The following is a 22,918-nucleotide window of genomic DNA, read 5'->3' on the forward strand; positions in this document are numbered from 1 at the left end:
TCACTTCAGATGGGTGAGATCTGTGAAGCCCTTGTGTTTTTGTGAGGAAATCTGTTAAAAGTTGCCCACTTGTGATCATTTGGGTGGGGGGATGTCGTGCGTCCGGCACGTCCGTTGGTTCTTGCTGTCGCTTTCGTTCTGTCTGTACTGGCAGGAACTGAGCAAGTCGCTCTCGCGGTAGGGCAGTCGTCGTCCGCTTCTGGTACGGGGGAGGCGCCGGATCAGCAGTGGGGGAGTGCCGCCGGCCGTGGCCACGCCGCCACCGCCGACGCGACGGATGCCGTCGCCAGGGGCGGACGCGCCGGAGCGCTGTCCGGTCCTGGCGAACTGCCCGCGGACAGCGCGGCCGGTGCCGTCGACCTGCCTGGCGCGGCGCCCATGCCGCAGCCCGGCCCCGTCACATCGGTCGCGCCTCCGGCTCCCGCGACGCCCCAGGGCTTCGACGCCGGGCGCAGCAAGGAGGTCGCGGGCGAGCGCGCGGAGCGCGAGAGCACGTATCTGAACCCCGACGGGACCTACACCACCCGCTTCTACACGGAGCCGGTCAACTTCCGGTCCGAGGACGGGTCCTGGAAGCCGATCGACGCGACACTCGTCCCCCTGGAGTCGTCCGGTCCCAGCACGATGAGCACGGAAGAGGAAGGCTGGAAAACCTCCTCGACCGAGGCCCAGATCGAGTTCGCCGGCATAGCCGACGCCGATCCCGTGGTGCGTGTGCAGGTGGACGAGGGGGTGTCGGTCGGCTACGGAGTGGACGACGCGCACGGCGTCGCCGGGCAGGCGGAGGCCAGCACTCTGACCTACGAGAACGTGCGCCCCCATTCCGACATCGACTTCCTTGCGGGCAGCGACTCGGTCAAGGAGACCCTGGTCCTCAAGGACGCCGACGCGCCCACCGAGTGGCGTTTCCCGCTGGAGCTGGAGGGGCTCACGGCGTCGCTCGACGCCCACGGCAACGTGGTGTTCACCGACGCCGACGGCACCGTCCGCGCGTGGACGCCGGCCGGCTGGATGCAGGACTCGAACCTCGCTGCCGACTCCGACCAGGGCGTGATCTCCTCCGGCGTCACCTACAGCTTGACGGTGGAGGACGGCCGCCAGGTTCTGGTGGTCAAGCTCGACAAGGCGTGGTTGTCCGCGCCCGAGCGGGTCTTTCCCGTCCGTGTGGACCCGTCGGTGAAGTCCGTCGAGGCCACCTCCGGTACCTATGTCCAGTACCCGTACAACCAGAACTTCGCCTCGGACACGGTGCTGAAGGCCGGTACGTATGACGGTGGCAGCCACAAGGCCGCGGCCTTCCTGCGTTTCGCGGGCCTGGAGACGAGCCTGAAGAACGCCTGGGTGCTCAACGCCAACCTCGCGCTGTACAACACCTGGTCGCAGTCCTGCACCGCCCGGCCTGTGACGGTGCACCCGATCACGTCGAACTGGGCGGAGTCCACGACGTCGAAGTGGCCCGGCCCGTCGACCGGCGCGTCGCTGGCCTCCAAGAGCTTCGCCCACGGCTGGCGGCCCGGGGGCACGACCACCTGGTCGTGCGGCCCCGCCTGGGAGACGATCAACCTCGGCTCCGCCGGTCGTCAACTGGTCGATGACTGGACGCACGCCCGGAAAGCCAACTACGGCCTGGCGGTCAAGGCTTCGACCACCGATTCGAAGTCCTGGAAGCAGTTCGGCTCGGACGACTACCCGAACGGCAAGCCCAGCCTGGACGTCACCTGGACCAAGTACGGCGCCACCTACAAGCTCGGCGAGTTCGTCTCCCCGATCACGGCGACCGCGGAGAGCGTCTTCAAGGTGACGGTCACCAACCGCGGTCAGCAGACGTGGCCGAAGAACGGCAACTTCTCCCTTCGTTACCATCTGTACGACGCGGCAGGCAGGGAGATCACGGACACTTCGAAGATCCGCTGGTCGCCGATGCCCGCCGACGTTCCTCCGGGCAGAACGGTAACGGTCGATGCCAGGATCGCACCGCTGACGCCGGGTGACTACACCCTGGCGTGGACGATGAACGACAACGGCGTGGCAACGTTCAGCGGTTCCGGCGTCCCTACCGTGGCCATGCGGGTGTCCGCCGTCAACATTCCGCCGTACCTGACCGCTGAGGCGCCGGCAAGCGGGGCCGTGGTCACCACCCTCACGCCGACTCTGTGGGCGTCCGGTGCCGACCGTGACCGCTATCCCAAGGCCTTGCAGTACCAGTTCGAAGTCTGTGAGGTCGAGGGCAAGAACCTCCGCAAGAACTGCAAGACGGGTCCCCGCGTCGCCTCCCAGCAGTGGGCGGTCACCAGCGGCTGGCTGTCCTGGTCGAAGACGTACGCCTGGTACGGGTACGCCTATGACGGCAGTGGCACCTCATTGCGTCCCGGCCCGTCTCTGCTGACGACGCAGGTGGCCCAGCCGGCGATCACCAGCCACCTCGGTGGAACAGACGGCGACCGCAGCTTCGGCGAACGCTCCGGCAACTACGTGACCGCGGCCACCGATGCCGCAGTGCCGACTATTGGCCCCGAGCTGTCGGTGACGCGCACCTACAACTCGCAGGATCCACGGCAGAAGAACGCCTTCGGTGCCGGCTGGGCGACGCGTTGGGACATGCGGGCGGCGGCGGAGAGCACGGGAAGCGTCGTCATCACGCTCTCCACCGGAAGTCAGGTCCGCTTCGGCAGGAACGCGGACGGCAGCTATGCCGCTCCATCCGGTTCGACCGGACTCCTCAAGGCGGAGACCGGCGGCGGCTGGACGCTGCGCGACGGCTCCGGGACGCTTCATACCTTCGACACAGCCGGTCTGCTCACGAAGATCGCCGACGGTCATGGCAGGGCTCAGCAACTCACCTACTCGGACGGCAAGCTGACCCAGGCCAAGGACGTGCTGTCGGGCCGCACCCTGACTTTCACCTGGTCCGGCGGTCATGTGGCGGCAGCCGAGACGAGCGCCGTGAGCGGTGCCGGCTCCGGTCTGAAATGGACCTACACCTATGAGGGCGACCGGCTGGTGAAGGTCTGCCCGCCGTCGTCGACCACCTCGTGCACCGTCTACACCTACGAGGACGGCAGCCTGTACCGCAGCACCGTGCTGGACGCCGGCCCGTCCGCGTACTGGCGGCTGAACGAGGCCGACGGCGAGAGCGCGAAGAGCGAGGCCGTCTCGGGTACCGGCCTGAACGAGGCGCTGTACCGGGACGTCACCCGCGAAGCGGCGGGTGCGCCGGCTGGGACGGGCGACAAGGCCGGCTCCTTCGACGGCAGCGACTCCCACCTCGCACTGCCCGACGACGCATGGGGATCCTCACCGTTCGCCTCGGTGGAGATGTGGTTCAAGACCACCAAGCCCGGTGTCCTTCTGTCGCAGGCCAACGAGCGCATGGAGGACGTCGACCCGACCGTCAGCCAGTCCACACCCCTGCTGTATGTCGGCACGGACGGCAAGCTCCGAGGCCAGTTCTATTACCCCGGCACCACGTGGACACCCATGACGTCCACCGGTGCCGTGACGGACGGCGCCTGGCACCACCTGGTGCTCTCCGGCGCCGGCACCTCGCAGGCGCTGTACCTCGACGGGGCCGCGATCGGCGCCAGGACCGGCGCCATCGACCACCTCGAACAGCGCTACACCTACGTCGGCCTCGGCTGGACCAGCGTGCCCTGGCAGGGAATCGACAAGACCGACCAACTCGGCCACTTCAACGGCCAGATCGACGAAGTAGCGTTCTACGACCACACCATCGACGCGAGTACGGTCATCGACCACTTCGCAGCCAGGGCCACCGCTTCCAGGATCACCAAGGTCACCCTGCCCTCAGGACGCGTCGACGCCGAGGTGACCTACGACTCCGACACCGAGCGGGTCACCCAGGTCAAGGAAGCCGGTAACGGCGTGTGGAAGGTGTCCGCCCCGTCTTATTCAGCCGGTTCCGCCGCCTACGGCGACGCTGTGCGTGCCTCCGGGCCGACCGAGTACTGGCGGTTGGGTGACCGCCGTGGCCTCACCGCGGCGAGCGCTCTCGCGGAGGGTTCGGACGGCGAGTACGGCGACGATGTCGTGCTCGGTACCTTCGGAGCTTTCGCCGCCGGCGACGACACGGCCGCCGGCCTGAACGGTGACTCGCACATCCAGGTCGCCGACGCCTCCCTCGATGGCACCGCCCTGTCGGCGGAACTGTGGTTCCGCACGGACAAGGCCGGGATCCTGCTGACCGAGGCGAATGCCGACATCAGCGAGGACGCGGTTCCCACCCGCGCCACTCCGCTGCTCTACGTGGGCACGGACGGCAAGCTGCATGGTCAGTTCTACTCGGAGACCACCAACTGGACCCCCCCGGTCTCCAAGATCAAGGTCAACGACAGCCAGTGGCACCATGCCGTGCTGACCGGCAGCGGCAACACCTCCGCCCTGTACGTCGACGGCGTGCTCGCGGGCCAGGTGTCCGGCACGATCACCCATCTGGACCAGACGCGGATCTTCCTCGGCAAGGGCCGAACCGGGTCACGCTGGGCCGCGCTGGACTCCTCCGACCCGTGGGGCCACTTCAGCGGCGCCATCGACGAGGTCGCCTTCTACTCCAAGGCCCTCACCGCCACCGAGGTCGGTGAGCACTACCGCTCCCGCACCGGCATGGTCACCGGCGACGGCCCCCACTACCGCGGCGCGGTCACCGCAGACGCCCCGGCCGGCTACTGGCGCCTGGACGAGACCAGCGGAAGCGTGGCACACAGCCAGTCCGCCGCCCTCGACGGCGACGGCGCCTACACCAACGCGACCCTCGGCGCCGACGGGGCCTTCGGCACCGGCGACAACAGTGCTGTCAGCCTCACCGGCAACGGCTACGCCGAGATACCCGGCGGCATCCTGCGAGGATCGACCGACCTGGCGGTCGAGCTGTGGTTCAAGACCACCAAGCCCGGCGTCCTGATCGGGGACCAGTCCAACCCTGTCGGCGGCACTACCGCCACCGGAACCTTCGCACCCCTGCTGTACGTGGGCACGGACGGCAAGCTGCACGGCAAGTTCTACTCACCCGGGCTCGGCGCCGCGAAGGTCGCCTCCGTCGACAGCGTCAACGACGACCAGTGGCATCACGCCGTCGTCACCGCCACCGGCACGGCCCAGGCTCTCTACCTTGACGGCGTCCAGGCCGCCACCCTGACCGGAGCCGTCAACCACCAGTCCAACACCCGCACCTACATCGGGGCGGGCTTCGCCAAGGGCTGGCCCGCCGCTCCCGGCGAGGTCAGCTACTTCACCGGACAGATCGACGAAGTCGCCATCTACCGCAACGGTCTGACGGCCGACCAGGTGGCAGAGCACTACAGCTCGCGCGAGCACTCCAACTCGTCCGCCCTGTCCATGACGGTCACCGTCACCGATCCGACGGGCGCCACCACCAGCACCACCTACGACGCGTTGCGCGGCCGGCGCCGCACCGCCGTCACCGACGCCGAACAGGGCGTCACCACCTTCGCGTACGACACTGGCGGCTACCTGCACACGGTCACCGACCCCAACGGCCACACCACCGTCACCGGCCACGATGCGCGCGGCAACGTCGTTTCGACCACGACCTGCCGAGACGCCGACTCATGCACGACGAGGTTCGCCTCGTACTACCTCAACACCACCGACCCCCTCGACCCGCGCAACGACAAGCCCCTCACCACCAGCGACGAGCGCTCGACCGACGCCAAGGACACGCGCTACCGCACGCAGTACGCCTACAGCGACAAGGGCCTGCCCACCACGGTGACCCGCCCGGGCGGCTCGACGGCCACCACGACGTACACAGCGGGCAGCGAGCCGGCGGTCGGCGGAGGCACGGTCCCGGCGGGCCTTGTGCTCACCCGGACGACACCGGGCGGTGCGAAGACGTCGTACCGCTACCACGCGGACGGAGACCTGGCCGAGGTCACGTCCCCGTCGGGTCTGGTGACGTCGTACACGTACGACGGCCTCGGCCGGAGGATCACCGAGAAGCAGGTCTCCGACACCTTCCCGGCAGGCGTGACCACGGCCTACGCCTACGACGCGGCCTCGCACGTCGTGACCGAGACGGGCGCGGGCGTCCAGAACGAGATCACGCAGGTCACGCACACGCCTGTGATCAGCCGAAGCTACGACGAGGACGGCAACCTGCTCTCGGAGTCGACCAAGGACGCCACCGGCGGAGACGCCGAGCGGACCATGCTCTACACCTACGACGCGCACGGCCTCAACGACACCGCCACGGACGCCGAACAGAACACCACCCGCTTCGAGCACGACGAACTCGGCCGGGCGGTCGGCATGACCGACGCGGCCGGCACGCACTTCACCTACACGTACACCGCCCGCGGCCGGCACGCCACGACGGTCCTCGACGACTGGACCGGCGACCCGTCCGGCTCCGTCCGGGATCTGACGGTGGTCTCGAACGCGTACGATCCGGCCGGCCGCCTGGCGTCCACGACGGACGCCATGGGTGCGACGACCGCGTACACCTACTACGACGACGGCCTCGCGGCCACCACCACTGCCAAGCAGGTCACCCAGGCGGACGGCACCCGGCACGACATCGTGCTGGAGTCCGACGTCTACGACCCGGCGGGCCACCTCGTCCGGCAGACCACCGGCGGCGGCAAGACCGCCCGGACGTTCACGGTGGACGCCCTCGGCCGAACCCTCACCAGCACCCTGGACCCGTCCGGCCTCAACCGCACCACGACCCTCGCCTACGACGGCGACGACCGAGTGACGGAACAGACGCAGTCGATCTCCGGGACCAGGAAGCTCACCACGACCTCCGAGTACGACGCGGCGGGCAACGTCACCAAGCAATCAGTCACCGACGGCACGGGCACCCACATCACCACCGGCACCTACGACGACCGCGGCCTGCCCTTGACAGCGGTCAGCCCCCGCGGCCACGCCCCCGGCGCCGATCCGGCCGCGTACACCACCGTCTTGCGTTACGACGCACTGGGCCGTCCGGTCCAGCAGACCGCGCCGGCGGTGCAGACGGAGGAGAACGGCGCCACAGCCTCCACCACCAGGCCGAGCACCCTCACCGGCTACAACACCTTCGGCGAGGCCACCCACACGCGCGACGCCCGCGGCAGGACGACCAGCACGGAGGTCGACCGCCTCGGCCGCACCACCGCGGTGACCCTGCCCGGCTACACCCCGCCGGGCTTCACCACCGCTCTGACGGCGACCGCGCGTACCACGTACACCGCACTCGGCCGGCCGCGGACCGCGACGGACCCCCTGGGCCGCGTCACCCGCTACGCCTACGACCAGTTCGGGCAGCTGACCGCCCAGACCGACCCGGCGGCCGACGCCGCGGCGGCGATGACGGCGGAGACCGACTCCGACCTGCTCAACCCCACGAGCGCGGACGGCGGCGGTGTCACCCGTGCCACCTGGACCCCGACCGGTCACCAGTTGTCCGTCACCGGCCCGACGGGCGCCCGCACCGAGGCCACCTACGACGAGCTCGGCAGGCAGCTGACGGCGACGACCGTCGAGCGCTACCCGAGCGCCGCGAACCTGGTCAGCCGCTTCACGTGGGACGACGCGAACAACCAGATCGCGTCGATGACGCCGATGGGTACCGCCACGACGAGTACGTACAACGCGGCCGGTGAACCGAGGACTGTGACGGACCCGGCCGGCACGACCAGGTACGACTACGACGGCCTGGGCCGCCGGACGGAGACCACGGACGCGACCGGCCGCCGCACGACCACGTCCTACGACGCGCTCGGCGACGTCACCGCCACCACCGACTACGGCACCGGCGCCACCGCCCTGCGCACCGCGACCGCCGAATACGACGCGGAGGGCAACCGCACGGCGGTGGTCCCCGCGGGGAGCAAGGCCCGGTCGACCTACGCGTACGACGCGCTGGGCCGTATGACGACCCAGACGGAGCCGGTCACCGCGACGGCGTCGATCACGTCGTCGCTCGGCTACGACGCCGAGGGCAACCTCACCCGCCTGACGGACGGACGCGGCGGCAAGACCGTCTACACGTTCAACAGTTGGGGCCTGCCCGAGTCGACGATCGAGCCCTCCACACCCGCACATCCGAACCCGGCCGACCGCACCTGGACGACCGTCTATGACAAGGCCGGCCAGGCAGTGACGGAGGTCCTGCCGGGCGGCGTGAAGCGCGAGCGCACCTACGACGGCCTCGGCCGCCTCACGAAGGAGACGGGCACCGGCGCGGAGGCGTCCACGGTGACCCGCACCCTGGAGCACGACCTTGCCGGGCGTCTGACCGCGACAGGCACGGCGGACGGCGTCACCCGCAACACCTACACCTACAACGATCGCGGCGCGCTGCTGACCGCCGAAGGCCCGGGAGGCACTGCCGCCTACGCCTACAACGCCGACGGCAGCATGACACGACGCACCACGACGGCCGGCGCCACCGACTACACCTACGACGCCGCAGGCCGCATCGACACCGCCCGCGACTCGATCACCGGCAACGACGTCCTCTACGACTTCGACGCCGCGGGCCGCCCGAGCACGGAGCAGTACGCCACGAGCCCGACGGGCACGGGGCCGTACACGGTCACAGCCAAACGCACCTACGCCTACGACGAGTTGGGCCGAATGAAGTCGGATGCCGTCGCCTCGGCGGACGGCGCGACGAGCGTGGCCTCGACGACGTACGGCTACGACCTGGACGACAACCTGACGTCGAAGACGACGACGGGCACGGCAGGCGCGGGGAGCAACACGTACACCTACGACTTCGCGAACCGCATGACGTCATGGGCGAAGGACGGCACGGCGCCGACGTCGTACGAGTGGGACGCCGCAGGCAACCGCACCAAGGCGGGCGCGACGACGGCGACCTTCGACGCCCGCAACCGTCAGCTGACGGACGGCACGACGGCGTACACGTACACGGCGCGAGGCACCCTGTCCTCGACCGACACCGACACCGACACCGACACCGGCAGCGGCAGCGGTCCGGCACGCTCACTCACCTTCGACGCCTTCGAACGCAAGATCACCGACGGCGGCACGACGTACTCGTACGACTCCCTGGACCGCGTCCAGACCCGAGGCGCGACGACGTTCACCTACGACGGAGGCTCCAACAACCTCGCAGGCGACGGCACGACCGCCTACAACCGCACACCCGACGGCGCCCTGCTCTCCCTCGCCACCGGCACGACCAAGCAGTGGGCGCTGACCGACCAGCACACCGACCTGGTCGCCGGCCTGACGGCGAACGGCACCTCGGTGACCGGCTCGACCTCCTACGACCCCTTCGGCAAGGAAACAGCGACCAACGGCACCACCCCGGCGATCGGCTACCAGTCCGGCTGGACCGACCCGACGAGCGGCGACGTCAACATGGCCGCCCGCTGGTACCAGCCGGGCACAGGATCCTTCACCTCACGAGACACCTGGCAACTGGACCCGATGCCGTCCGGGCAGGCAAATCGGTACACCTACGGCAACGGTGGACCGCTCAACGGAACGGACCCCAGTGGGCATTGCTTCTGGGACGCATGCGCCGTGGAGGCCTACGGCACGGCTGTCGTTTTGACAGCGCTGGCCGGCTATGCCTCTTACCAACTCCAGCACTCCAGTTTGTCCTACAGCTCGTCGTGGGACTGGTCGTGGTCGTGGGGGAGTTCCTCCACAAGCAGTCACAGCACAACCAGCAGTAGCGTCCTGTCACAGTCGTATGCGGGCAGCATGTCCAGCGCGATCGCGGCTCAGGCCAATGCCATGCGAGCCGGTGCCGGCAGCTCCGGTCTCGTCTCCACAGGTACCGGCGCCAGCACCTACAACTACGCATGCACCTACTCCTGCGGCGGTCGAACAGCGGCTGCGCAACCCCGGGTCGTTCGCCCACCCAAGCCGCCCATCGACCAGAACCCCAACAACGGCAAGCACCCCAGGCCCGCCCCCACACGGCCCACCCCAAAACCCGATTGGGATCCGAACGGCGGTAAATGGAAGCCCGGCGACATCGTCAAGCTGGTCGTCGGTGCCGCACAGATGCTTGACTTGTCAGACGATGAGCAATATATGCCGGACACTCACGCAGCCCCGGGAACGAATCCCGGCAGCGACGGCAATTCAGGTGAAAGCCGCAGGAGCGAGGACTGTCGTCGCGACGGCAAGGGCTGGGTGGAGTACGGGGATGTCGACAGCGCGCACGGCAACCGAGCTACCTTTGGTGAGGCCTGTCTGGACAGTGCCTACCTCGCGGCGCACCCAGGCACTCCCACGGTCAAGGGGAATGTGCCGCCCGGTTATAAATGGGCTCGACGATACGTCAGCCATCTCGGTGGTGCCCGCAGCGGTGTCAATAACTGTCACCTTGTGGGTGCACAATTGGGTGGGTCGGGAACTGACCTCGCCAATTTGGTGACCTGTGGAACGGATGCTAATTCTTACGTCGGGAAGCCCAAGGCTCCGATTCCTCCGATGGACGGCATGCTCAATTTCGAGGACCAAGTGAGATCGCTTGTGAACTCCCAGCACGTAGTCCATTATCAAGTCACACCTGTATATAAGGGGAGTCGTACTGTTCCCTTCGAAGTCAGGATGTCCTACACGGCTTGGGACGCGTCCGGAAGGCTTGCCGGCGCCGACGCTGCAACGGTGTCAAATCTCATTTACACTTCAGGGAGTGGATGGAAGAATCTAGGGACCGCGATCGATAGCAGAACCGGTGCGGATGCCCCAGTTGCAGGCCGATGAATGTACCCTTCTATATTATTGAGAGGAATCAGTAGTGCCACGCTCGGGAATAGATCGCCTGCGAAACGTGATGCCACCTCCCTCGTCCGGAGGTGACGTGATCGATTGGGATATGATTGCCAGTTCAACGGGATGGGAATTTCCGTTGGATTATAAGGAATTCGTCGAGCTCTATGGCGGTGGGGAGATTGATGAGTACTTTTCCGTGCTTACGCCGCCTGTTGACGGGTCTCCTCTTGGCACCCTTTTGGACGGGGTGGAGCCCGCGCTCCCTCCGGACTGTCGCGTAGAACTGGCGCACCATCTTCCGCCCGCAGTAGATCCCAGGCTGCTGCCATTTGGTGCCACGGCAAGCGGTGACGTCGCTTTCTGGCTTGTTGAAGGCATTCCGGAAAAATGGAAAGTGGTGGTTTTCAGGAGGCAATCTCCTTACGGGGAGAAGCGCTGGTCAATTTTCGAGATGGGGATGATCGATTTCCTTTGGTCCATTCTTGGCGAGTTCATGCAACCTTTCAGTCAGCACTTTGTAGGCGAGGGAGTGCACGAGTATCTCAGCTGGCGTGAGGGCTGATGGAACTCAGTTTCTCCGATCGCATGGAAGGCGCCCTTGATGGCACCCGGCCAGACTGGCAGAATTCTCGAGCGCGGAACGCCTCCTCGAGGAGGCGTCGACCCGTGGCAGGGAGCTGCCGAACAATAACTCCTCGATCTTGGTGAGGATCACGGGGGTGTGAGGTCGTGCCCGGCGATCTCGGCGAGCTGTTGGGCCGTGGTCACGGTGAGGGCGCCGGTCGAGACGGTGTGCCCGAGCGCGGCGAGAACGGGGGTGGCCTCCCGGAGGGTCGCGCCGATCCTGCTCTTGGGCAGGCCGGTTGCCTCGGCGAGCGGTGCCTGGTCCATGGACCAGCGCTTCTTGAGGAGGAAGACGACGAGCTGGTCGGCGACGGAGTGCCGCCGGCGCCGGGGCCTCCGTCGGGGCGCTTGCCGGGCAGGAAGATCGGCGGGTGCTCGGTGCACCAGGCTTGGTAGCGGGCGGTGAGCTCGTCGAAGGCGGCGGGCTCGAGTCCGGTGAGACTGGGGTGCCGCAGCCAGGCAGGCAGCTTGTCACCGGCCGGGAAACGCCCGAACTCGGCACTGGGCGGGGGCGGTTCAGGCGCGAGGGGTTCGGGGCGCAGGGTGTAGTTCCACGTGCCGTGCCAGTCGTGCGGCGTGAGGGGCAGGCGGTCTATGACACTGTCAGGGACGGTGACCCCGGTGGGGTAAGTGCCAGGGTCGAAGTCGGCGTGGACGGACAGTCCGTTGCGTGTGGTGGTCGCTCCGATGGTGCTGACGACGACTTCGTGGCTGGTCAGGGGCCTGCCGCGCCAGTTGATGCTGATCTGCGAGAAAAGCCGGCTGGTTTCATTCGTCTTCGCACCGACCTCCACTTGGGCGAGCGTCGCGACGCGGCCGTGGGTGACCGCCGAAAGGAGGTGACGGCGGGCCGTGTCTCCGCGGGCGGAGCCCCTGAGCGCCTTGCCGTCCACGGCGATGACGCGCCGTGACTCGGAGGTGCCGGCTGATTCGACGGCCCTACGGTGCCGGTCCGCGAGGTAGGCACCCACCGCCCGATCCAGGGCATCACCGTCAACTGCCCCCAGCGCACGCCCGATCGTCGCCGCCGACGGACAGCGTCGCCACCTGAGTGGATGGCCACGGATACCGAGAGCCGCCAAGAGCCCGCTGGAGGCGTGCACGCCCCATTCAGCCAGCTCATCGATGCTCCTCGCACCCGAGACGACCGCACAGGCACAGACCAGCAAGATCGCCGTCAGGGAATACCACCGGCCCCGCCGCGAACGCGGATCGGGCACCGAGCCGAAGTAGGGACGCAGGTCAGCGACCCGGTCCGCGTCCAGCGGACCCAGCTTCAGCAGGACAGCGGGGATAGGGGAAGATACTGCGGCAGGCACGGGCCACCTCATGATCAACGGGCTTAGACACCACGATGATCACGAAGCCCGTGCCTGCTCTGCTATCCGCCCCAACCGGTCCTACCCGACCAACCGCACGCCTCCGGAACTTGCATCAGCCGTGCCGGGGAGCCGCGAGCAGCGCCGACCTCTTCTGCTGGCTCACGCGCGGCGAACCAGGTCAGTGGCCCGTGTTCGTTTTCAGTCACGGCGACGACGTATGGACCCGGCACGAATTCGGGATGACGGAGTTCCTGGTCCGTGTGCTGAATGCCCGATCGGGCGTCGAGGTGATGGAGGAAACGCCGTTGTGGGGCGACAGGAGACCTTCGTACGTCAATTCCGCGGAAGAGCGCCGCGCACGGGGAAGGTGAACGACGCGCCGACATCGCCGGCCGGTGGCCGTAACCTTGATTGTTCAGCAGCCGACCATCGAGGTCAGGCTGCTGAAAATCGAGGCCAATCCCCTCCGTCACGCCCGTATCCTACGGTCCAACAGGCCACAGAAACCCAGGAGTTATTGATCATCAGCTCGCTGCGACTCCCTGGCTTGTGATCAGCGCGGCCGGCGTTCCCTGAGTGCCTTGCGGGCCGTCTTCGTACGGACTGCTCGGTAATAGAGCGGCCCCACGAAGTAGTACCGCCACGGTAGTGCATCGGTGAAGCCGTCGACCTGACGGAACTGCTCCCCGGCCGCCCTGTACCGGCCCTGTCGGTACAGGAAGTACGCCAGGAGGTGTCGTACCTCCGGAAGCCTCGGGTGGTTCGGTTCAGCGAGTGCCGCGTCAGCGAGCGCCGTGTCAACCAGCACACGTACTTGCGGGCTGCGAAATCCGGCATCGCCCACCTCCTCCGCATGGTTCTCGTACCAGGCGATCAGAGGCAGCACAGCCAGCAGGCTGCCTGGCGGCGCACTGGCCGCCGCCCTCTCGGCGAACTCCCGCGCGAGCTTCTTGGAGCCTCGCCATTTCGCGGTCCAATATTGGAGGGCACTCGTGTGCGCTTCAAAGTGATGCGGCGCCCGGGTCGTGATCTCGGACCACAGGGCAAGCATCTCCCGGTTGGGGTAGCCCAGTCCGAGCGCCCTCCAGATTTCCGCGACAAGCGGGGAGGGGTCGTCAGGGCTCAGTGCGAAGGCCTGCTTGATATCGTCCTGCGCGGCAAACAACTCCCGGTGGAATCTCTCGAACCGGCTCCGCGACGTGTACTGCCCCAGCGCATTGCCTCTCAGGTTCCACGCGTACTGGATTTTGGTGCGCGCCACCACGAGCGCGGAGTCCGGGTCTCCAGGGCGGGCCTTCTGCCATGCCTTCAGCCAACGGTCGCTCTTCCTGGCGGCGAGGTATCCCAACCGCTTGGCGTACAGGGAGCGGCGCTCCCAGTCCTGACCAGCGTCCTCGAAGAGCTGGGCGGCGGGCTCCCAGCGACCCCTGGCAGCAGCCCTGCACGCGCGCTGTAGTGCGACATCGGGGCCAGCGAGGTGGGAGTTCTGCCATCGCAGGGGTAGCAGGCCGTACCAGAGCCAGTACCAGAGCAGCAGCAGGCAGACGGGGAGAAGAAGTGTCATGGCTGGGCCAATCCCTCCAGGAAACCGTCGCGAGGTACAGAACGGGGTGGCGGCAGTATTGCCCGTCGCAAGGGGAGGCCGGCATGCGGGGTGCCGTCCACACAAGCCGCACTCCCTGGGCGAGATCCCGCTTCGGCCTGTCGGCAGTCACATGATCCGCCAGACAGGCCGCAGCAGGTCAGCGCGCCCACCACGTCGGCTGACTGTCTTCGGCTGATACTCAAACCGTCATGCTTTCCGGGGGTACTTCTCTCGATCAGGACGCGCACGGCCTATGGGTCGTAGACCATCGGGACGTAGCGAGGGAGTAAGTGTCAAATCCTGTGGATCATTGGGGAGTTCAAGTCAACTGTAGCCATTGATCGAGGACTGCGAAGTCATGGTCGGTTCGGCCGCGGGACGACGCGACGCGATGGAGGATCGCCTGGGCGGGGTGGTGGGTGGATACCCAGTCTCGGTCGGCGTCGGTGATTTCGTCGTCGACCCAGGCGAACGGGCGTCCGTCCGCCCACGCGACGAGGGTGCGGGTCTTCCAGTGGAGCCCGAACCACTGGTCTTCGCGTTCGTGGGCGGCTGAGGGCTCGGGCCAGTTCACGACCGGCAGGTGCCGCAGGCCGAGCCGCGGTGCCAGCTCGATATTGGCCTCTTCTTCCCAGGTGGTGGCCCAGACCAGGTCACAGGGCAGCGCCGCGAGCCGCGGCCCCATCTGCGGGTCGAGCCGCGCCAGGTGCGAGTTCGATGCGGTGCCCGCCAGATCGCGCTGCAGGCCGTCACCGGACGGCGCGACGAGCGTGGCCTCGACGACGTACGGCTACGACCTGGACGACAACCTGACGTCGAAGACGACGACGGGCACGGCAGGCGCGGGGAGCAACACGTACACCTACGACTTCGCGAACCGCATGACGTCATGGGCGAAGGACGGCACGGCGCCGACGTCGTACGAGTGGGACGCCGCAGGCAACCGCACCAAGGCGGGCGCGACGACGGCGACCTTCGACGCCCGCAACCGTCAGCTGACGGACGGCACGACGGCGTACACGTACACGGCGCGAGGCACCCTGTCCTCGACCGACACCGGCAGCGGCAGCGGTCCGGCACGCTCACTCACCTTCGACGCCTTCGAACGCAAGATCACCGACGGCGGCACGACGTACTCGTACGACTCCCTGGACCGCGTCCAGACCCGAGGCGCGACGACGTTCACCTACGACGGAGGCTCCAACAACCTCGCAGGCGACGGCACGACCGCCTACAACCGCACACCCGACGGCGCCCTGCTCTCCCTCGCCACCGGCACGACCAAGCAGTGGGCGCTGACCGACCAGCACACCGACCTGGTCGCCGGCCTGACGGCGAACGGCACCTCGGTGACCGGCTCGACCTCCTACGACCCCTTCGGCAAGGAAACAGCGACCAACGGCACCACCCCGGCGATCGGCTACCAGTCCGGCTGGACCGACCCGGCAAGCGGCGACGTCAACATGGCCGCCCGCTGGTACCAGCCGGGGACGGGATCCTTCAGCTCACGAGACACCTGGCAACTGGACCCGATGCCATCGGTACAGAGCAACCGCTACACCTACGGCAACGCCACACCCCTGAACTCCCTCGACCCTCTCGGGCACGAGACCAGGTTCGCCACCAGGGGGGCGACGACTACACATCCGGCGTGGCACGGCACCAGCTCCGGAGCAGGGAACCGGTACTACGGTGCCCTTTCCACCTATCGGATGCTCAGGAGACGAAGCCCGATGGGATACCTCGCGGGCAAAGCCATCGAGCGATTCCTGGACCGGCCCACCATCACCATCTTCCAGCCCCGGAGCACCCCGAGGAGCGGCGGAACCGCGAGACAGCCTGTCGGCTATTCCGGTCTCGTCGACACTGGTTACGACCGCGGTCGTGGACCTAGTACCGGTACAGGCACGGGCGGCGGCCGGGGCGGCGGAAATGGCACGGGCGGCGGGGGCCGCGGCGATTGCTGGAATTCCTGCGTGATAATCCCGCCGGCACCGCCGATCGACCAGAACCCCAACAACGGCTCGGACCCGACTACGGCCCCGACGCGGGACAGGCCCGTACCGGACTGGGCGGATCAGACTTGGGCTGCCGGACAAGGAGTCAGTGGGACGATTACGGCGCAAATGATGCTCGATCTGGCTGGTCTCACCGCCTTCATTCCGCTCGAAGCCCTGATGGCCAACGCACTCCTTCCCGATGGGAATGGGACGGGAACAGGCAGCCGCACGCGGCAGGATTGTCGCCGAGGTGGCGAGGGCTGGGTCGACTTCGGCGATCTCGACAGCGCGAACGGCAACCGGGCCACCGGTGTGGAAGCGTGCCTGGACAGCAACTACCTTGCCGAGCACAAGGGAAGCAAGACCGAAACGAGTAAGGTTTCCCCTCCTGGCTATCAGTGGGGCAAGGCGTACGCGGGGTACCTCGGCCTCAACTCCAAAATCTCGATCAACGCTTGCCATCTGCTCGGTGACGCCCTCAGCGGATCTGGAACGGATCTGCGGAACCTTGGAACGTGCTCACGCCAGGCGAACTTCGCCATCAACGGTGACGGTCGTATCGAGGACCACATGTACTCCTACGAGAACCGGGTGAAGAGCGCCATTGACAGTGGACAAGTGGTGCACTATACCGTGACACCCCACTACGCGGGTTCGAGGACGGTTCCGGTGTCCTTCGATCTTACGGCCCGGGGTACCAAGCCCGACGGCTCCCCCGGCATTTCCTTCAGCCAGCCCGTGCCGAACTCGATCTACAGCCCGCGGCAGGGAATGAAGAACCTCGGTACGGTCACGGACAGTCGCACCGGCGTTGCCGTGCCGACCGGCTCGATGCCGTAACAACGTTTGAGAGGTGATGGATTCGTGTCCTGGCTTGAAGAAGTGAGGCGCATCATGCCCACTCATCCGGGGGCCGGTGATTCCGTGGACTGGGATGCTATTGAAGCCAGTTGGAGAACGCGCTTCCCCAGCGACTACAAGGAGTTCATGGCCGAGTACGGTGAAGGCGCCATCGATGACTACTTGGCGTTGTTGGCACCTGAGACCCACGTTGGTCCTGGTGATGCCTCCTATATGGGCATGCAGTTGGAATCAGCGAACGCTGAGGACGTGTGGCGGGCTGCCAAGTCAAGAGCAGCGGAGATTCCGCGTCTCATTGCCTGGGGAGTGGACTCCAGCGCGGACATTCTGTGCTGGCTTGCCACGGACTCCGATCCGGACAAGTGGCTTGTGGTGGTGTGGGGCCGGGGCGACGCGCGATGGACCGAGTATGCGTGTGGAATGCTAGAATTCTTGTGCCGCTTGTTCCGTGCGGAATTCGACGAGTGCCCCGTTGGGGACCTCACCCTCTGGGGTAACGCGTCGCCGCGGTTTCTGCACCGAGATGAGGAGCAGCGACTCCGTGCTTCCGGCCTCGACCCGTGGACGGGGGAGCCGGACCCATACGCTGGGATGTTCGGCGACTGACGCAGGTGTGCCGGGCGCTGGCCGCCGGAGGCGGCCACAGGGGCCGACACCGTGCGCCCCGCAGCGCGGTGCGGGTGGGGGGAGATACCCGACGAGAGAGCTTGCCGACCGGTGGGTGACGACGACAGCGGGGCGGACGACGCGGACGCGGACCGGCTCGACATAGGGCTGCGCTGCTACCTGGACCTGCGTCAGCTGGTCGGCCCGGCAGTGGTACCGGACGCTACCCTGCTATGAGGCAGAGCCGTCGCCGTACACTGGGAAAGCGAGCCTTTCCTTCTCCACTCTCACGGTGACCATCAGTGTTCCGGTCATAGCCCGCCACCGAGCCGCCCACGGCGTCGATACCTCCAGCGACCTTCTGGTCGCCTCGCCTCCTGGCCTTCCGACCCGAGAGCGGGCGCCGACGGCGCGGCAGCGGTGCCGGATCTGGAGAGCTTTGAGAGCGGACAGCGGGATGATCCAGGCATAAAGGTCGAAGCAGCGAGTGAGTGGAATGACGCAAGTGAGCGAGGAGAGACCCGAGTTGTCGAGAGGTCGTCTCCGACGGTCCGTGGTGCTATGGGCCGTCGCGGCCCTGGCCGGCTTGTGGGTGGTGGGATGTTCGGCCGCCGGTACCGATGAGCCGGCGGGTGAGGAGGGGGCGCCGGTAAGTTCTGCGTCCTCGTCGGTGAGTTCGGCGAGCAGGCCTGCTTCACCGAGCCCTGCTCCGAGTCGTGCGGCGGCGACTGTATCGCCCACGCCCTCAGCGTCGAAGACCTCGGCTCCGCGGGCGACGAAGGAATCGTCGGCGCATGGGGGCGGCGGTGGCTCTGGCAGGTCGAGCGGTTCGGGTACGACTGATCGCGGGTCAAGTCGGTCGGGCGGAGGGAACGGGCCAGGTTCTGTTCCGCAGAACCCCAATCGTGGTCCCAATCCTCCACCCGCGCCGCCTCGTCCGGCTCCCACGCCGGAGTGGAGCTCGGCGGAGTGGCAGCCTGGCGATCCGGTCGCTACGGTGCCCGGTTCGGGGGCCGGCCAGGGGTAGTGAGCTGCTGGCGCCGCCTGTTATCGACGGCACCATCGAGCGGCGCGGCTTGCCGAGCGATGGGCCCGGCTGCGATCCCGAGGTCCGTGCTTACCCCGGCTGACGGTCAGGTTACTTCTCGGCGTACTTGGCCATGGCGGAGTAGTTGTAACCCGCGGCCAGAGCGACGCCGCTGGTGCTCTTCTGCGCTTCCCGGCCAAGGGCTCGTGGGCGTGCGTCGTGTGTCCGAGGAAAGGGGACCGACGAGCGGTGCCCGGTCCTCAGCAGTGTCGCCCGGTTTCTCGCCGCTACCGGGCGGGAGGGCCGGACCGTCGTCCGGGTCCTCGGTGCCGTCCTCGACGTTCGCATCCTCGGCCGGTTCCGGCGCGGTCAGGTCAGCGGGGTGACACCGCCACCTGGTTGATGGGGGCGGGTCCGCTCGTGTTGACCGGTTCGGAGGCGGTGAGGGCCTCCTGGTGATCGTGGACCAGCCCGCATCCATCGGAGCCCTCCCGCTCACGGTCGCCCGGGACACGGGCTGCCAGGTCGCCTACCTGCCCGGACTCGCGATGCGGCGGATCGCCGACCTGTATCCGGGCGAGGCCAAGACCGACGCGAAGGACGCCACGGTCATCGCGGATGCGGCCCGCACCATGCCGCACACCCTGCGCTCGCTGGAACTCACCGACGAGATCACCGCCGAACTGACCGTCCTCGTCGGCTTCGACCAGGACCTCGCGGCCGAGGCCACCCGCACGTCCAACCGGATACGCGGCCTGCTCACCCAGTTCCACCCGTCGCTGGAGCGCGTTCTGGGCCCCCGCCTCGACCACCAGGCCGTCACCTGGCTGCTGGAGCGCTACGGCTCCCCCGCCGCACTGCGAAAGGCCGGCCGCCGCAGGCTCGTCGAGCTCATCCGGCCCAAAGCCCCGCGCATGGCCCAGCGGCTGATCGACGATGTCTTCGAGGCGTTGGACGAACAGACCGTCGTGGTCCCGGGGACCGGCACCCTCGACATCGTCGTGCCCTCCCTGGCCCGCTCGCTCGCCGCTGTCCACGAACAGCGCCGGGCCCTGGAAGCCCAGATCAACGCCCTGCTGGAGGCCCACCCTCTTTCCCCGGTCCTGACGTCGATGCCCGGCGTCGGCGTCAGGACCGCCGCCGTCCTGCTGGTCACCGTCGGCGACGGCACCAGCTTCCCCACCGCCGCCCACCTGGCCTCCTACGCCGGACTCGCCCCGACCACAGAGTCCTCGGGGACCTCGATCCACGGCGAACACGCACCCCGAGGCGGCAACCGCCAGCTCAAACGCGCCATGTTCCTCTCCGCCTTCGCCTGCATGAACGCCGATCCCGCCTCCCGCGCCTACTACGACAAGCAACGAACCCGCGGCAAAACCCACACCCAAGCCCTCCTCCGCCTCGCCCGCCAACGCATCAGCGTCCTGTTCGCCATGCTCCGAGACGGCACCTTCTACGAAGCCCGCACACCCGCGGACGTCGAGCTCGCCGCATGACCCCAGCAAGACCGAATCACCCCAAACCCGACAAGGGTGCCTTGACGAAGAACATAGAGGCACACCCCGTGAGCACTTGACCAAAGACTTGCATAAGAATGGGCGAATCACAGTTCTTTCTTTGCCCACCTCTTGACCGTTTATCTCTTCAGCGAAAACGGACGAGAGGAACGCATCGCCCCTGAGAGAAGCAGTGGTCTGTTTTTGGGACGGGGACCTCAGTTGGCGCTATGGGGAGTGACCGGGTCCGTGCCTATCCCGGCTGACAATCACGACTCCCCGCCCCCGCTCAGTTCGCGCAGGACCTTGCCGCAGCGGTGGGCGTAGGCGTGTTGGAGGCCTCTGGTTACTGGGCCGGCGGCTATCGCGTACCACTTCGCGGGGCGGCTGAACGCCGTCACCGTCAGCCAGACCGTGCCGTCTCCGGTGCGGTCGACGACGAAGGACTCCTCGCCGCGTTCGGGGTGGCCGGGGAGGGTGCCGTAGGCCCAGCCGGCGCGCCGGGGTTCTTCCACCGTCCAGACCACGCGGCAGGGGGCCTTGACGAGGCCGGCCAGGGTGACGGTGACGTCGACGTCGGGGGCCGCGCGGTCCGCCGTGGCGTCGATGCCGACGCCGAGGGCGCGGTGCATCTGCCACGTCATGACGGCGTCCGCGGCGCGCCGGAAGACGTCGTGGCCCTCGCCCAGGCGGGTGCGGACGTGGAGGGGGTGGAAGCCCTCGGGGCAGGCGTCGGGGCGGTCGCGCGTCGCGCCGACGTCGTCGTACGTGAAGTCCTTCGAAGACATGGGAGCCAAGAGTAGGGCGGCACCCGGGAATGCCTTCGTCCCGGGTGCCGCCCAGCTCGCTACGGCGGGGTCAGTTGACGTTGATCGCCGACCAGGCCGCCGCCACGGCCTTGTACTCGGTGCTGCCGGTGCCGCCGTACAGCGACGAGGCCGCCGAGAGGGTGCCGGTGCGGGCGCCCTTGTAGGTGGTCGTCGACGTGAAGTACGTCGTCAGGGCCTTGTACCAGATCTGAAGCGCCTTGGCGCGGCCGATGCCGGTGACCGTGGAGCCGTTGGACGTCGGCGAGTTGTAGGACACGCCGTTGATCGTCTTCGCGCCGCTGCCCTCGGCCAGCAGGTAGAAGAAGTGGTTCGCCGGGCCCGACGAGTAGTGCGGGTCGAGGCCGGACACGGAGGAGGACCAGTAGTCCCTGGAGCCGCCGTCCTTGCTCGGCTTGTCCATGTAGCGCAGCGGGGTGCCGTCGCCGTTGATGTCGATCTTCTCGCCGATGAGGTAGTCGCCCTTGTCGGCCGCGTTGTTGGCGAAGAACTCGACGCCGGTGCCGAAGATGTCGGAGGTGGCCTCGTTCAGACCGCCGGCGTCACCCGAGTACTCGAGACCCGCGGTGACCGAGGTCAGACCGTGGCTCATCTCGTGGCCGGCCACGTCCAGCGACGTCAGCGGGTTGACGTTGCCCTCGCCGTCGCCGTACGTCATGCAGAAGCAGTCGTCGTCCCAGAAGGCGTTGACGTAGGCGTTGCCGTAGTGCACGCGGGAGTAGGCGGCCTTGCCGTCGTTGCGGATGCCGCTGCGGTTGAAGGTGCTCTTGTAGAAGTCCCAGGTCATCTGCGCGCCGTAGGCGGCGTCCACGGCCGCGGTCTGGTCGCTGGAGGAGCTGGAGGCCGTGCCGGTGCCCCACGCGTCGTCCGCGTCGGTGAACAGGGTGCCGGCGGAGGAGGACGTGCTGCGCGCCTTGTTGTAGGTCTTGTGCCCGCCGCGCGTGCCGTCGGTCAGGTTGTACGTCGAGCCCGACTTGGTCGTGTTGAGGGTGACCGTGCCCGAGTAGAGGCTCTTGCCGCTGCCGGTCTCGATGGCCTGGTGCTCGTAGAGCTTCTTGCCGGTGGTGGCGTCGGTGATGACGTGCAGCCTGCTCGGGGTGCCGTCGTCCTGGAGGCCGCCGACGACCGTCTCGTAGGCGAGCGTCGGGGTGCCGTTGCCGGCCCAGATCACCTTGCGGGGGGCCTGGTCGGCGGCGGTGGCCTCGGAGCCGGCGGCCTTGGCGGCGGTGAGCGCCTGCTTCTGGACCTTGGCGGTGGCGACCTGCGGGGTGAGCGTGGACACCTTGATGGTGGCCGCGACGGCCTTGGTCACGCTCTGGGCGCCGGAGGGGGCCTTGTGCACGACCAGGTCGCCGCCGAGGACCGGCAGACCTGCGTAGGTGCGCTCGTAGCGGGTGTGGACGGTGCCGTCGACGTCCTTGACGACGTCCTTGACGACCAGCTTCTCCTGGGCGCCGAGGCCTATCGACTTCGCGGTCGCGGTCGCGTCGGACTGCTGCTGCCGGATCAGCGTGGTGCGGGCCGCGGCGGACAGCTGGACCGGGGCGCCCTGCAGGGCGGCCCGCGCGCCGGAGTCCGCCGGGGCGGCGGCGCTACCGGTGGTCAGGCCGGTGGTGACCAGGGCTCCGGCCGCGACGGCGGTGGCGATGGCCAGAGTGGTGCGCTTGTGACGCGCGTAGAGGGAGGTCACACAAGCTCCTTCATGTGGGGGGTCCGGGCGGCGTGGGGCGGCCGCCCGTGACGGTAGTGAAGTTGTGCGGCGGGTGAACGAAGACTGACATCCGGGCGCGTACATGTCAGGACCCCGAAGTGATGTTGGCCGAAAGTCGACTGTCCGGTGAACAT

The 22,918-nt window shown here is 67.6% G+C and carries 9 protein-coding genes and 4 pseudogenes; 7 read left to right on the plus strand and 6 right to left on the minus strand.

Features of this window, described 5'->3' with window-relative positions:
* Positions 1–378: 378 nt before the first annotated feature.
* Complete coding sequence (locus QA802_RS28875) at positions 379–10,716, plus strand: LamG-like jellyroll fold domain-containing protein (RefSeq protein WP_334528530.1); 10,338 nt, start codon at positions 379–381, stop codon at positions 10,714–10,716.
* Positions 10,717–10,813: 97 nt separating this feature from the next.
* Complete coding sequence (locus tag QA802_RS28880; protein WP_334528533.1) at positions 10,814–11,287, plus strand: SMI1/KNR4 family protein; 474 nt, start codon at positions 10,814–10,816, stop codon at positions 11,285–11,287.
* A gap of 149 nt (positions 11,288–11,436) precedes the next feature.
* Here QA802_RS28880 and QA802_RS28885 read toward each other — a convergent pair.
* A pseudogene (locus tag QA802_RS28885) lies at positions 11,437–12,110 on the minus strand (ISAzo13-like element transposase-related protein); the annotation flags it as partial.
* Between QA802_RS28885 and QA802_RS28890 the strand changes: the two are divergent.
* Positions 12,037–12,192, plus strand: coding sequence for a hypothetical protein (locus QA802_RS28890; RefSeq protein WP_334535222.1), 156 nt, complete (start codon positions 12,037–12,039; stop codon positions 12,190–12,192). The pseudogene QA802_RS28885 and the gene QA802_RS28890 overlap by 74 nt on opposite strands.
* A 176-nt stretch (positions 12,193–12,368) precedes the next feature.
* On the opposite strand, the pseudogene QA802_RS28895 reads toward QA802_RS28890, so the two are convergent.
* From QA802_RS28895 to QA802_RS28905, 3 genes and pseudogenes are all read right to left on the minus strand, one after another.
* Positions 12,369–12,521: pseudogene (locus QA802_RS28895) on the minus strand (transposase family protein); the annotation flags it as partial.
* A gap of 703 nt (positions 12,522–13,224) precedes the next feature.
* Positions 13,225–14,235, minus strand: coding sequence for a hypothetical protein (locus QA802_RS28900; protein ID WP_334528536.1), 1,011 nt, complete (start codon positions 14,233–14,235; stop codon positions 13,225–13,227).
* 340 nt (positions 14,236–14,575) lie between these two features.
* A pseudogene (locus QA802_RS28905) lies at positions 14,576–14,971 on the minus strand (HAD domain-containing protein); the annotation flags it as partial.
* Between the two features lie 55 nt (positions 14,972–15,026).
* Between QA802_RS28905 and QA802_RS28910 the strand changes: the two are divergent.
* From QA802_RS28910 to QA802_RS28925, 4 genes and pseudogenes are all read left to right on the plus strand, one after another.
* Complete coding sequence (locus QA802_RS28910; RefSeq protein ID WP_334528539.1) at positions 15,027–17,096, plus strand: RHS repeat-associated core domain-containing protein; 2,070 nt, start codon at positions 15,027–15,029, stop codon at positions 17,094–17,096.
* A gap of 24 nt (positions 17,097–17,120) precedes the next feature.
* Positions 17,121–17,723, plus strand: coding sequence for an SMI1/KNR4 family protein (locus tag QA802_RS28915; protein ID WP_334528542.1), 603 nt, complete (start codon positions 17,121–17,123; stop codon positions 17,721–17,723).
* Positions 17,724–17,834: 111 nt separating this feature from the next.
* Positions 17,835–17,960, plus strand: coding sequence for a hypothetical protein (locus tag QA802_RS28920; RefSeq protein ID WP_334528545.1), 126 nt, complete (start codon positions 17,835–17,837; stop codon positions 17,958–17,960).
* Between the two features lie 1,239 nt (positions 17,961–19,199).
* Positions 19,200–20,246 (plus strand): annotated as a pseudogene (locus QA802_RS28925) (IS110 family RNA-guided transposase); the annotation flags it as partial.
* A 269-nt stretch (positions 20,247–20,515) separates the two neighbouring features.
* Here QA802_RS28925 and QA802_RS28930 read toward each other — a convergent pair.
* Both QA802_RS28930 and QA802_RS28935 read right to left on the minus strand, forming a co-directional pair.
* Positions 20,516–21,034: a DUF1990 domain-containing protein gene (locus tag QA802_RS28930; RefSeq protein ID WP_334528548.1), complete on the minus strand. Its 519-nt coding sequence runs from the start codon at positions 21,032–21,034 to the stop codon at positions 20,516–20,518.
* Positions 21,035–21,104: 70 nt separating this feature from the next.
* Positions 21,105–22,763 (minus strand): M4 family metallopeptidase, encoded by a 1,659-nt coding sequence (locus QA802_RS28935; RefSeq protein ID WP_334528550.1) that lies wholly within the window; start codon positions 22,761–22,763, stop codon positions 21,105–21,107.
* Positions 22,764–22,918: the final 155 nt, after the last annotated feature.

It is taken from the genome of Streptomyces sp. B21-105, from assembly GCF_036898465.1.
Lineage (GTDB): Bacteria > Actinomycetota > Actinomycetes > Streptomycetales > Streptomycetaceae > Streptomyces.